The sequence below is a fragment of the Cytobacillus sp. BC1816 genome (assembly GCF_051353635.1).
Taxonomy (GTDB): domain Bacteria; phylum Bacillota; class Bacilli; order Bacillales; family Cytobacillaceae; genus Cytobacillus; species Cytobacillus oceanisediminis_C.
On the sequence record NZ_CP195611.1, the window covers coordinates 2,477,351 to 2,490,266 of the forward strand.

The window sequence follows — 12,916 nt, forward strand, 5'->3', positions numbered from 1 at the left end:
GAACTTTTGCTCATCCTTAAGTCTTATGCTGCTATGCATCCAATCTAATTTGAACACCCAGTTTTTCCAGCTGCTGTTCAAGCTTTCTGTAATAATCGTCACTTACTCTCCCTCTTGCTCCCCGGAGAATTTCAAGGGCGTAATGGTCAGGCGGGGGAAGCTCGCCTTTTTTATTATAAACATGAAAAGTCAGGACGTCTTCATAAAACTTTTCTCCAACCTTGACATTCACAAAGGCAGGACGATACCATTGACCATAAAACCCTTCTCTATGGAACAGGTATTCAACTCCTTCATAAGGAAGTTCATATAGAACTCCTTCCGTGACGCCGCCATTTTCAATAATGTCTGCCCTTCCTCCATCATCTCTGGAAAATAGGTATTGCATCGAATAACCGGCCAGCGTTCCCCCACCGACAATGGTTTTAAAATGATGATCTACCTTTGCCACACAAAACCGCTCATCATCCATGCAGGAACCGTAAGCAAAATAAAAGGTCTTTTCCGGCTTATCCTTCATTAAACGGTAAAGCTTCCAATCTCCATGAAGAATGGGTTCGGCTAAAAGATCATCCCGGCAGGAGACATATACCAGTGCCTTTACTTCTCCAGTATCCGTATGAACAGTCTGTTCCACCCGGTCATATAAATTATCTTTTCTGCCCGGGATATAATCCTCAAGCTCATCCAGGTCAGTGAAATGATCTAAGTGCACTTCATAAAGTTCTCCGTACACTTTTTGGTCAAGTGATGGTTTCATAGAGGGGTAGCCGAGTCCTGTATCATATAACTCCCCATATACCCATGCCTGCTCTGCAATGCAGGGACTGCCTTTTAAAACAAAGTGATTTGACTCATGTTTTCTTAAGGTTCCATAAACAAACAGCTTTTGTATTGTCATTAGCACTTGCTCCCCTTTTTGTTCTCTTTTGTTTATTATACTATCATTTTCTGAAGATTCTTTTCAAAAAAATAGGATGGAGAATATTCTCCATCCTAGCTGCATTGGCATACTGTGAACTTTTTTACTATAGGCAGCTTGCAGCACAATTTTTCCTTTGTATTTTCTTGATACGGATTAATCTGGCTTTTTTCTGCTAGTTCCTTAAGCTTAGCTTTATTTAAAACTTCTATGACATAAATGTCCTCGTACATTTTCTATTTCTCCCTTCCATTTATCTTTAATCTCATTTTATATACTTTCACGCAGTAAAACATTGGTTGGGAGATTGAGATTTATTAAGACTAATGAATGAAGGAAGGCTGAGTTCCATAAAAAACCTGCTGGAAAAGTCCCAACAGGTTACATGTACTTTATTTTAAAGTATTTGCTTTTTCAATGACTTCTTTAGCCTGTTCCCGCAATTTGAATTTCTGGATTTTTCCAGAAGCTGTCATTGGATACTCCTTAGTAAACTCAATATAGCGAGGGATTTTATGGCGTGAGATTTTCCCTTTGCAGTATTCCCGAAGGTTGGCTGGTGTTAATTCAGTGTCTTCTTTAAGGATTATCCAGGCGACCACTTCCTCACCATAGACGGCATCTGGGACTCCAACCACCTGAACGTCCAGGATCGCTGGATGAGTATAAAGAAATTCTTCGATTTCGCGGGGATATATATTCTCTCCTCCGCGAATGATCATATCCTTCAGTCTTCCAGTGATTTTACAGTACCCGTTCTCATCCATTACAGCGAGATCACCTGTATGGAGCCAGCCTTCTTCATCAATGGCTTCTTTCGTAGCATCCGGATTTTTATAATATCCCTTCATGACATGATAGCCCCTTGTACACAATTCCCCTTGTTTTCCAGACGGTACTTCGTTATTGGTGCCTGGTTCCACAATTTTCACTTCCACATTAGGCAGTGCTCTTCCCACAGATTCCACTCTCAGCTCAACCGGATCATCCGTCCGTGTCTGCGTAATGACTGGAGAGGATTCTGTTTGTCCGTAAGCAATGGTTATTTCACTTGCACCCATTCTTTCAATAACGCCTTTCATGACTTCAATAGGGCAATTGGATCCAGCCATTATGCCAGTACGGAGAGTCGATAGATCATACTTTGAGAAGTCGGGATCATTCAGCTCTGCAATAAACATTGTCGGCACCCCATGCAGGCCTGTACATTTCTCATCCTGGACCGTCTGCAGAACAGCTTTAGGACTGAACTCCTGCACCGGCACAATGGTTGCGCCGACGGATATGCATGCCATCGTTCCCAGCACGCACCCGAAACAATGGAAAAACGGAACAGGAATACATAACCGGTCATCTTTTGTTAAACGCATGCAATTTGCAATATTATAGCCATTGTTAACTATGTTGTTATGTGTGAGCATAACCCCTTTTGGAAAGCCTGTCGTCCCTGATGTATATTGCATATTGATGGCATCGTCCGGGTCCAGGCTCCCCATACGATCATTGAGTTCTGCATCAGTGACTGATTCGCCCATCTTGATTATATCTTCCCAGCTGTAAGTTCCGGGAAAACGTTTCTCTCCCATCACGATAACATTTTTTAAGAAAGGAAGTCTTTTGCTTTTCAGCTGACCTGGCTCAGAATCCTTAAGTTCCGGGACAATACTGTATAGCATTTCTATGTATGAGGTTTCTCTGAACTTTTCCATCAGAACAATAGTTGTACTGTCAGATTGCTTTAATAGATATTCAAGCTCAGCGGCTTGATAGTTTGTATTAACGGTTACAAGGACAGCACCCATTTTGCCTGTTGAGAACTGGCATGTAAGCCATTCGGGCGTATTGGTTGACCATGCCGCAATATGCTCTCCTTTTTCAAGACCCAGCTTCATAAACCCTTTGGCAGCAAGCCTGCAATATTCATTAAACTCCTTATAACTCATTCGGAGCCCGCGATCTGCGTAAACTACAGCTTCGTGATTAGGGTGAAGGCCGGCTTTCTCCTCCAGGAGCTTCCCTACTGTTAGATTCAATAATTCCGTCATCCAGAAATCCTCCTCGGTATGTGATGATCTAATCATTGTGTAAAGAGTTCTCTAAGATGCTGATATAAAACGCTTACATTTTATGTTATCATATATTGCTGAATATTCAATATTTTCATATATTGATAGCTTATTTTCTGGCTTCATTATCTTAAGGATAGATTCATCAAATGTGTACTCTTTCATAATAAAAAAACTGCCCTTTAATATAAGAGCAGCTTCCTTTGTTCATTCTAAAACTTTCACATAAAATGTTCTCGTCCTTGGTCCATCAAATTCACAGAAGTAAATACCCTGCCAGGTGCCCAGCAGCAGCTGTCCTTCTGTTATGATGATATGCTGTGAGGAACCGACAGTGCCCGCTTTCATATGCGCTGCGGTATTCCCTTCCATATGAAGGTCTGCTTGCTGATCCCACGGATATACTTCATCGAATCGTCGGATCATATCAGTCTTAACATCCGGATCTGCATTCTCATTTATGGTGATGCCGGCAGTTGTATGCGGGCAATAGACAATTGCTGCTCCTTCAGCGATTCCACACTGGTTAATGTATGCCTGTACTTCTGAAGTTATTTCGAGAAACTGGTCTCGTTCAGAAGTGTTTACAGTGAATTTCCTTAACAATGGGCACCCTCCTTTAAAAATAAACAGCTTCAAATAGGATTAATTCTTTTTCAAGACCAGGCGAAAACTGAACAGAAAAGGGCTTTTCTCCTCTTTTTTTCAGAACTTCCAAAGCTCTTCCTTCATCCTGCAATGGCTGGCAAAAGGTGAGTTTTACTGAGCCAATTCCAATGGATGCTCTCTTCTCCTTTCCGTCACTGCTTATGTAAACATCAGCCATGGAAATCGGCATAATCGCCTGCCATGAATCTGCAGATTTTTCACAGTCAATGGAGGCTATAAAGATTTCTTCCATTTTTTTATTTTCAAGGTTTTCATCCATAAAGCCAAGATGTCGCAGTTCTTCAAATCTTCTATCGTCTTCCACCCCCCAGTCAATAAAGAAAGGATATTTATAATCGGGGTTTTCTTTAAAGAACAGCATTTTCCACGAAAGCATACTTCCATCCTGCCTCCTTCTGCTTCCTTCAAAAATTGGAAGGGTTTCAAAGCCTTTCCTCTTTAATTCAGACTTTAGACCTTCAATATTACTGGTTCGGAAGCAGAACTGCCCGATGCCTTCTCCTAACGGGAGTTCCTCTGTCAGCTGTTTAATGAGCGGGTTTTGAGCAGCAGAGGCAATATGATTTGATTCAATTGATAAGAATTCAATGTATGACTGTCCAATATATAGAAGGCTGTTATAGGTACCCCAGTTTTCGTGGCTTCCTCCCATTACTGCTTTATATCCTGCATTCTCCCATTTCTCCACTGCTTCAGATGGTTCAGCTTTAATAAAGTGGACGAGGTGGTCTAGTGCCAGATTCATTAGCGGCTTCCTCCTTTTTGCAATCTATTTATATAAATCTTACCTTCGGTTTGTATTCGAGTCCACTATCAGCTGCTGAAAAGCCCCCACAAAAAATGTCATCATAATGAAATAAATCTTTTCTTTATAAAGGGTTCACAAAAACTTAAAAAACCTTTACAATAATTAAAAATAGAATATTCAATCCATTTAACCAGGAGGTATGCATAATGAAAATTATGAGTAATGAACAGCTGGTCGTCTCGTATCGTGATGCATTGAAGTCAGGGTCTGAAAAGGAATGGATTAGGATATTAAAAACTGAAATTCAAAAACGGGGACTGAAGCCGTTTAAAGATTAAGTTTCAACTTAATATTAATTTGCCAAATACTTAGTGGATATGTAGAGCGGGAGATACTCCCGCTTTTTTTAATATTTCCTCAAGTATGCTGAAAGTTTATTTGCCTTTTTAATATTTTCATATTCCTGTTCACTGAGAACACCGAGTTTCTTTAAAACCGTACTGTATTGCAGTATCTTCATTTGTCTTCTTCTCAAGCTCATCACCTGCTTTTTAATATAATATGAATAACAAGTACAATGTTTCCTTAATGCAAATAATTTTCAATAAAGAAAAAAATAAAACCAGAGCGAATTCCGCTCTGGTTTCTAATTTTATTATGCTTCAAAAAGCAGGCTTTCAGGATCCTCGATCAGTTCCTTGACGCGTTTCAGGAATGTGACAGCTTCTTTACCGTCAACAATTCGGTGGTCATAGGAAAGTGCGATATACATCATTGGGCGGTTTTCCATTTTTTCAGCATCAATTGCAACCGGACGCAATTGGATAGAATGCATTCCAAGAATACCAACCTGTGGTCCGTTCAGGATTGGCGTAGACATCATGGAGCCAAATACACCGCCATTTGTGATAGTGAAGCTTCCACCCTGAAGATCTGATAAGGCAAGTTTGTTGTCTCTGGCCTTAACCGCAAGGTCCATGATATCCTTTTCGATTTCAGCAAAGTTTTTGCGGTCTGCATCACGTACAACCGGAACGACAAGACCTTCTGGAGCTGACACGGCAATACCAATGTCATAGAATTTTTTAAGAACAATTTCATTACCTTGAATTTCCGCATTTAAATAAGGGTTTTTCTTAAGGGCTGCTACTACCGCTTTTGTGAAAAATGACATGAAGCCAAGCTTAACATCATTTTCTTCAAAGAATTTATCTTTGCGGTTCTTACGAAGGTTCATCACATTTGTCATGTCCACTTCATTGAATGTTGTCAGCATCGCAGCTGTTTGCTGAACTTCTACAAGGCGGTTTGCAATGGTCTGGCGGCGGCGTGACATTTTGATTCGTTCGACTTCTTTTCCGCCGGCTGGCTGTTCAGCAGGTTTAGAAGCTGCTGCCGGTTTTGGTGTCTGAGCTTGCTGTTTTGCCTGATTTGGATTGAAGGATTCAACATCCTGGGTTCTGATTCTGCCCAGTGGATCAGCTGTCGGCACCTGGCTTAGGTCAATCCCTTTTTCTCTTGCCAGCTTGCGTGCTGCCGGAGAAGCGATCGGACGCTGTCCGCCAGTCTTTTCATCAGCCGCTGGCTGTTCGGGCTGAGCCTCTGTATTAGGCTGTTCAGCTTTAGGAGCCTCAGGTTTTTCTTCCGTTTTTTCCGGAGCAGGTGCAGCTTGTCCGCTTTCATTAACGATAGCAATGGTTTCACCTACATTAACCGTGTCGCCTTCCTGTGCTTTAATTTCCTGTAAAACACCGCTATGTTCAGAAATGATTTCAACATTTACTTTATCTGTTTCAAGTTCTACTACATAATCACCTTTATTTACTGTGTCACCAGGCTGTTTTAGCCACTGTGCTACCGTACCTTCTGTAATGGATTCCGCCAATTCTGGAACTTTGATTTCTGCCACCTTAATTTCCTCCTTCTTGCTTGCGTGTTAAAGTGAAACTTCAATCAGCGGGGGATTTTTCCTGCTGATTGTTAGTTGCACCAATCGGGCCTCTACGGGGAGTTTGACTCCCGCTAATTCTGTTTCAATTCATCTATCTGAGTCTTAATGCGCGAGGCTTACTGCCCGTGAGACTGCGATAGGGTCTCATCTATTATCCGTGCTTGTTCTTTCTTATGAACAGTCGGGTCACCTTCAGCAGGGCTTGAACGGCGTCTTCTTCCAATGTAGCTGACATCGATATCGCTTCCTGCGATTTCTTTCAGTCTAGGTTCAACGAAATTCCATGCACCCATATTTTTTGGTTCTTCCTGAATCCAGACGATTTCTTCTACATTAGGATAGCGGGTTAAAATTTCTTTAATTTGATTCATTGGGAACGGATAGATTTCTTCCACTCGTAAAATATGGAACCAATCCTGATCCTGGTAGTTTTTCAGGTTTTCGGATAAATCAATTGTGATCTTACCTGTTCCAAGAATTATGCGTTTCACTTTTTTGTGATTTTGGCCTAAACCAGGCTGTTCAATAACAGACTTGAATTCTCCTTCGCTCAATTCCCGTCCATTTGAAGCGACATTTGGATTGCGCAGCAGACTCTTAGGTGACATGATCACTAACGGGCGAACTTCCTCTTTTCCGAGGATGGCAGCCTGTCTTCTTAAGATATGGAAGTACTGTGCTGAAGAAGATAGATTGGCTACTGTCCAGTTGTTTTCTGCCGCAAGAGTCAGGAATCTTTCCAGGCGGGCACTTGAATGTTCAGGTCCCTGTCCTTCATAGCCATGTGGAAGAAGCATGACAAGACCTGATTTTTGGCCCCATTTCGCACGGCCAGCAGCAATAAACTGGTCAAACATTACCTGTGCCGCATTGGCAAAATCACCATACTGAGCTTCCCATAGAACAAGCGTTTCCGGAGCGAATACATTATATCCATATTCAAAGCCTACTACAGCAGCCTCAGATAATGGGCTGTTATGGACATCGAAAGATGCTTTGGCTGTTGAAAGCTTGTGCAAAGGTGAATACGCTTTTCCAGTTGTATGATCGTGCAGAACAACGTTTCTTTGTGCAAATGTACCTCTCTCAGAATCCTGGCCAGTCAGTCTGACAGGGGTGCCATCAGATAAAATGGTTGCAAAAGCAAGTGTTTCGGCAAGTCCCCAATCAATCTTGCCGTCTCCTTCAAGCGCTTCCAATCTGCGCTGCAAGATTTTGCCGAGTTTATCAAACACGTTGAAATTCTCTGGCCATTTTAATAATTCTTCGTTAATTTGCTTTAATTTATCGACAGACACAGCTGTTTTAATATTTGGCAGACCCTTTTCAACTGTTTCAGGGGGATCGGTTAACTCCGCCTCTTTCTTTTCTTTTGGCACTTTTTCATAGGCAGCCTTCATTTTTTCCAGTACATCATGGTGAATGCCTTCTGCTTCCTCTTTTGAAATGATCTTTTCATTTAAAAGCTTATCAGCATACAGCGCTTTCACGGTTGGACGCTTGCGAATAATATTATACATAAGTGGATTAGTCGTCATAGGCTCGTCCATCTCGTTGTGCCCAAATCTGCGGTATCCGATTAAGTCGATAAGGATATCCTTTTGGAATTTTGCACGATATTCACACGCAATTCTTGCCGCTGCAACTACTGCTTCAGGTTCATCTGCATTAACATGCAGAATTGGCATTTCATAACCTTTGGCAAGATCACTTGCATATCTGGTAGAACGTGAATCATGTGATTCTGTTGTGAAGCCAATTGTATTATTGGCGATGATATGGATCGATCCGCCCGTATTATAGCCAGTCAGCTGTCCGAGGTTCAGTGTTTCTGCTACAATTCCCTGTCCTGGGAATGCTGCGTCTCCATGAATGATAATGGCTAAAGCAGCTTTTGGATCCACTTCAGGATATCCGGCCTTTGTTCTATTATCCTGTGAAGCTCTTGTGTAGCCCTCAACCAGTGAACCTACAAATTCAAGATGGCTCGGATTGTTAGCTAATGTCAGTCTGGCTATGGTCGTATTCTCATCTTTGATCTGTTTATCAAGGCCTAGGTGATATTTAACGTCGCCTGTCCATCCGTAATTGATTCCGATAGATCCTTCGGAAGGAACCAGTTCTTTATTTGGAGCATGCTGGAATTCCGCGAAGATCATTTCATACGGCTTTCCTAGCACATGAGCGAGAACATTTAACCTTCCGCGGTGGGCCATTCCGATGTTAATCGTTTTGGCACCATCAGAAACGGATTCAGAAACAATTTCATCCAGTAATGGAACCATTGTATCTAGACCCTCAATTGAGAATCTTTTCTGTCCAACGAATGTTTTATGAAGGAACTTTTCAAATTCCTCAACTTCAGTCAGTCTTCTTAAAACTTTCAGTTTTTCCGCCTTCTGCATTGACAGTTTGTGGCTGTTGGCCCCTATTTTACGGCGAAGCCAGTCTTTTTCGTTTTCATCAAATATATGCTGGAATTCAAACGCAATTGGTCCCATATAAGCGCTTTTCAGGAATTCAATTGCTTCGAGTCCGTTGCGTAAAGGATACGTGGCGTCTTTAGTAATCACACCGGCAGGAATCTCTTTTAAATCATTTTCAGATAAGCCATATTTGCTCAGTTCGAATAATGCACTTTCAGATTTATGGTTACCCAGCGGATAAATATCTGCAGCCAAGTGGCCATATGTGCGGATATTATCAGCAAGGCGAATTGCAGCAAGTGTTTTTTCAAGCTGTCCGGCATTCATTGGCTGATTTGCTGATGAAGCCATTTGCGGAGTTCCTTCACTCGCTAGAGGGGAACCATTTCTTTCAAAGTAGTCTTTCATTTCAGGATCGATAGAAGATGGATCCTCTAAGTATCTTTCATATAGTTCAATAACGTAGCCAAGGTTGGGGCCATGAAATCCTTGTTCAAAAGGTCCCTCACCATTCGATGGCTTTTTCATGGAAAATTACCTCCATAACTGTTTTTAAGTAAATAATTCAAATGCATTTTTCTCCCCTGAAAATACAATACCCGTCTATAAGATGCATTAACGTTTTATTTTTACGAATAATAATATTTTTCAGAGGATAAAACGTTTCCACAGTTATTCTAACACGGAAAATCTAGTTGTACAAAGATAAAAACATGAATATAGTGGAAAACTATTAAAAAAATTTTTTTAGTAATTACTTATTCTAATAAAATGTTTTGTTAAATGTTAAACAATTATAAATAAGAAATAACTGGGTGGTTTTTAGAAGAGGCAAAAATAAAAAGCCGAAATGCTGTTCGGCTTTAAAAAGTCTCAACTAAGTTAATATAGATTTGTTTCGCTGCATTCGAATTTTTTCTGTTTTCTTTTAGGGAAGATTCAATTGCTTCTCTCGTTTCCACAGGAAAATCAAAATGGCCGCAAGTTGTACATTTTTCGAACATGGAACCAGAAACATTTACTTCAATGCCATCCATGGTCTGGAATACTGCTGGTCCTTCGGATTCCGAAAACCGGTGGCGGCAGTGGCTATGTTCACGCATATTAGCTTCCCTCCAAGAAAAATTTCATTTGCCTTCATTATAAAACAAATATTCTGAACTTTGAAGTGATCCACTTCTAACATTTTATGCCAGGTTTTTTTCAAAAGAATAATTAGTGTATATTTAAGACACATTAAAATTATTCAAAATCAGGAGGTTTTTCCATGAATATTGGCAGAGCAAAAGAGATTGCCGAGTCTGCTGAAATGCACAGTGTTACTTTCAATGGCATCCAGATCATCATTCAGCATGTAGATGAACAGACTAAGACAGCACGTATTTACACAAAAGCAGATTCTGAAAAAGAAATGGATGTGCCGGTTAACGAATTGATTGAAGAATGAATACCCTTAAAAACTTCCCAGTATGTGATGGGAAGTTTTTTTGTTCATAATCTTCCTCATTCCCCATTGAAAACGGACACTTAGGTTAAAAGGACTGAAAACACCTTATCGGATATTTTTTATAACATAAAATATTCAAAAAAGTGTTGACGATTAACGGTTTACTGTAGTAAAGTTTAGAGAAAATTTAATATTTGATTTCTTATCCAGAGAGGTCGAGGGTAAGGCCCGATGACGCCTCAGCAACCAGCAATCATTTTTTTGATTGAAAAGGTGCTAATTCCTGCAAGTTTCTAAAAACTTGAAAGATAAGAAGAATGGCTGATCACATTAAAAAGTCTTCTTCTTATAGAAGGCTTTTTTTATTTTTACTAAGGAGTGGTTACAAGCATGTATAATATTGACACAAGATTAGCGCAAATCGGAAACAGGAGCGAGTCAGCAACAGGTGCTGTCAATCCGCCTGTATATTTTTCCACGGCATATCGCCATGAAGGTATTGGGCAGTCAACTGGATTTGACTATAGCAGAACAGGCAACCCCACCCGCCAGCTGCTTGAAAAGGCGATCGCCGATCTGGAAGAAGGCGACCAAGGCTATGCATGCAGTTCTGGAATGGCCGCAATTCTTACCATACTTTCTCTTTTTAAATCCGGAGATGAATGGATTGTATCCAAGGATTTATATGGCGGTACATATCGTCTGCTTGAACAGGGCTTCAAGAAGTGGGGACTTCAGTGCAAATATGTAAATACCAGCAATCCCGAAGATGTTGAAATTTTAATCACGGAAAAGACCAAGGCAATATTTCTGGAGACACCAACTAATCCGCTGATGGAACAGACTGACATTCAATTGATAGCAGACATTGCCCAAAAGCATAATATCCTCCTTATCGTTGATAACACGTTTTATACCCCTCTCCTTCAGCAGCCGTTAAAGCTTGGAGCTGATATTGTCATCCATAGTGCAACAAAGTATCTTGGCGGACATAATGATGTCCTTGCCGGATTAATTGCTGCAAAAGGCAAAGAGTTATGTGATGCACTGGCTATGAACCACAATGCCGCAGGTGCTGTCCTTAGCCCTTTTGATTCATGGCTGCTGATCAGAGGGATGAAGACACTCTCTCTCCGCATGGAACGGCATGGAGAAAATGCGAAGGTATTAGCAGAATTTTTATCGGGCCACGATGCAGTAACGGATGTCCTATATCCCGGCAAAGGAGGCATGATATCTTTCCGAATCAAGGATGAATCCTGGGTGAACCCATTTCTGCAGAGCCTCTCCCTTATCTCCTTTGCAGAAAGCCTTGGCGGAGTCGAGAGTTTCATAACTTATCCAGCAACCCAGACACATGCCGACATTCCTGAAGAAATCCGCATTGAAACCGGTGTCTGTAATAGGCTTCTGCGTTTCTCGGTTGGAATAGAAAGTGCAGAAGATTTGAAGGCGGATCTTGAACATGCTTTTGCAAGGGTTGTTAAGGAGGCAGTACGATGAGTTCGAATTACACATTCCAAACCAAATTACTTCACAATAATCAAAAATTCGACCCGGAAACAGGAGCTGTCAGTGTACCGATCCAGCATGCCTCCACTTTTCATCAAAAAGATATTGATGCGTTCGGAAAATATGATTACAGCCGCAGCCTGAATCCAACAAGGGAAGCACTTGAAGAAGTCATAGCGGAGCTTGAAGAAGGTATTAGAGGGTTTGCCTTTTCTTCTGGAATGGCTGCGATTTCTACAGCATTCCTCCTCTTATCACAGGGAGATCATGTTGTCATTACAGAAGACGTATATGGCGGAACCTATCGTATGACAACAGAAGTCCTGTCCCGTTTTGGAATTGAGCACACATTTGTTGATATGACAAATCTTGAGGAAGTAAAAGAAGCAATTCGTCCCAGCACGAAAGTTTTCTATGTAGAGACTCCTTCCAACCCGCTGCTGAAAGTGACTGATATACAGGCCATCAGTTCACTTGCAAGACAGCATGGAGCCCTGACATTTGTGGATAATACATTCCTGACCCCTGCCCTTCAAAAACCGCTCTCGTTAGGTGCAGATATAGTGCTGCACAGTGCAACCAAATTTTTATCCGGACACAGCGACGTCGTTGCTGGCCTGGCGGTTGTGAAAGATCCGGAATTGGGTGCAAGGCTTGCTTTTCTCCAGAATTCCTTTGGAGCTGTTCTGGGTGTTCAGGATGCCTGGCTTGTGCTGAGAGGCATTAAAACGCTGCAGGTAAGGCTTGATCAGTCTGTCAAATCAGCTGAGAAAATTGCCGGCTTTCTTAATGATCACCCATCTGTTAAGAAGGTGCATTATCCAGGTTTTGCAGATCATCCCGGATATGAAATCCAGAAAAAGCAGGCTGTGAACGCAGGTGCTGTCCTATCTTTTGAGCTTGAAGATGAGCTATCGATGAGAACATTTGTTGAGAATGCCAAAATACCTGTTTTTGCCGTAAGTCTGGGAGCTGTTGAATCCATCCTCTCCTACCCTGCAAAAATGTCACATGCAGCCATGCCTGCATCCGAACGGGATCAGCGCGGAATAACGGACAGTCTTCTTCGTCTATCTGTTGGCCTGGAGAGCGCAGATGATATTATAGAAGATTTCAAGGCAGCTTTATCTGCTGCCGGACAAACAAAACATTCGATTTTACAGCGGGGGTGATCT

The 12,916-nt window shown here is 41.5% G+C and carries 12 protein-coding genes and 1 riboswitch; of the genes, 4 read left to right on the forward strand and 8 right to left on the reverse strand.

Going from position 1 to position 12,916, the window contains the following annotated elements:
* Positions 1 to 31: 31 nt before the first annotated feature.
* The 4 genes from ACR42H_RS12725 to ACR42H_RS12740 all read right to left on the reverse strand — a co-directional run bounded on the left by ACR42H_RS12725 (position 32) and on the right by ACR42H_RS12740 (position 4,402).
* Positions 32 to 901 carry a gamma-glutamylcyclotransferase gene (locus tag ACR42H_RS12725; protein WP_436376563.1) on the reverse strand — a complete coding sequence of 290 codons (870 nt, stop codon included), beginning with the start codon at positions 899 to 901 and terminating at the stop codon, positions 32 to 34.
* Positions 902 to 1,314: 413 nt separating this feature from the next.
* The gene (locus tag ACR42H_RS12730) at positions 1,315 to 2,967 is read right to left on the reverse strand and encodes an AMP-binding protein (RefSeq protein ID WP_113880937.1); all 1,653 of its coding nucleotides are present in this window, start codon (positions 2,965 to 2,967) and stop codon (positions 1,315 to 1,317) included.
* 228 nt (positions 2,968 to 3,195) lie between these two features.
* The gene (locus ACR42H_RS12735; protein ID WP_113880938.1) at positions 3,196 to 3,594 is read right to left on the reverse strand and encodes a secondary thiamine-phosphate synthase enzyme YjbQ; all 399 of its coding nucleotides are present in this window, start codon (positions 3,592 to 3,594) and stop codon (positions 3,196 to 3,198) included.
* Between the two features lie 13 nt (positions 3,595 to 3,607).
* Positions 3,608 to 4,402: a VOC family protein gene (locus ACR42H_RS12740; RefSeq protein ID WP_436376566.1), complete on the reverse strand. Its 795-nt coding sequence runs from the start codon at positions 4,400 to 4,402 to the stop codon at positions 3,608 to 3,610.
* A 209-nt stretch (positions 4,403 to 4,611) separates the two neighbouring features.
* On the opposite strand from ACR42H_RS12740, the gene sda reads away from it, so the two are divergent.
* Positions 4,612 to 4,743 (forward strand): sporulation histidine kinase inhibitor Sda, encoded by a 132-nt coding sequence (gene sda / locus ACR42H_RS12745; protein ID WP_113880940.1) that lies wholly within the window; start codon positions 4,612 to 4,614, stop codon positions 4,741 to 4,743.
* A gap of 68 nt (positions 4,744 to 4,811) precedes the next feature.
* On the opposite strand, the gene ACR42H_RS12750 is transcribed toward sda, so the two are convergent.
* From ACR42H_RS12750 to ACR42H_RS12765, 4 genes are all read right to left on the reverse strand, one after another.
* Entirely contained in the window at positions 4,812 to 4,940 is a 129-nt protein-coding gene (locus ACR42H_RS12750) for a hypothetical protein (RefSeq protein ID WP_258549793.1), read from the reverse strand.
* A 120-nt stretch (positions 4,941 to 5,060) separates the two neighbouring features.
* Entirely contained in the window at positions 5,061 to 6,314 is a 1,254-nt protein-coding gene (gene odhB / locus ACR42H_RS12755) for a 2-oxoglutarate dehydrogenase complex dihydrolipoyllysine-residue succinyltransferase (protein WP_113880941.1), read from the reverse strand.
* A 158-nt stretch (positions 6,315 to 6,472) separates the two neighbouring features.
* On the reverse strand, positions 6,473 to 9,310 hold the full coding sequence (gene sucA / locus ACR42H_RS12760) for a 2-oxoglutarate dehydrogenase E1 component (protein WP_113880942.1): 2,838 nt from the start codon (positions 9,308 to 9,310) through the stop codon (positions 6,473 to 6,475).
* Positions 9,311 to 9,645: 335 nt separating this feature from the next.
* Positions 9,646 to 9,885 carry a hypothetical protein gene (locus ACR42H_RS12765; RefSeq protein WP_113880943.1) on the reverse strand — a complete coding sequence of 80 codons (240 nt, stop codon included), beginning with the start codon at positions 9,883 to 9,885 and terminating at the stop codon, positions 9,646 to 9,648.
* A 164-nt stretch (positions 9,886 to 10,049) separates the two neighbouring features.
* Between ACR42H_RS12765 and ACR42H_RS12770 the strand changes: the two genes are divergently transcribed.
* The 3 genes from ACR42H_RS12770 (at position 10,050) to metC (ending at position 12,913) form a co-directional block, all read left to right on the forward strand.
* Positions 10,050 to 10,229, forward strand: a complete 180-nt coding sequence (locus tag ACR42H_RS12770; RefSeq protein ID WP_113880944.1) for an H-type small acid-soluble spore protein — start codon at positions 10,050 to 10,052, stop codon at positions 10,227 to 10,229.
* Between the two features lie 199 nt (positions 10,230 to 10,428).
* A riboswitch (SAM riboswitch) is annotated at positions 10,429 to 10,544 on the forward strand.
* Between the two features lie 75 nt (positions 10,545 to 10,619).
* Positions 10,620 to 11,732: a methionine biosynthesis PLP-dependent protein gene (locus ACR42H_RS12775; protein ID WP_436376570.1), complete on the forward strand. Its 1,113-nt coding sequence runs from the start codon at positions 10,620 to 10,622 to the stop codon at positions 11,730 to 11,732.
* Positions 11,729 to 12,913, forward strand: a complete 1,185-nt coding sequence (gene metC, locus ACR42H_RS12780) for a cystathionine beta-lyase (protein ID WP_113880946.1) — start codon at positions 11,729 to 11,731, stop codon at positions 12,911 to 12,913. The genes ACR42H_RS12775 and metC overlap by 4 nt, the downstream gene beginning before the upstream one ends.
* Positions 12,914 to 12,916: the final 3 nt, after the last annotated feature.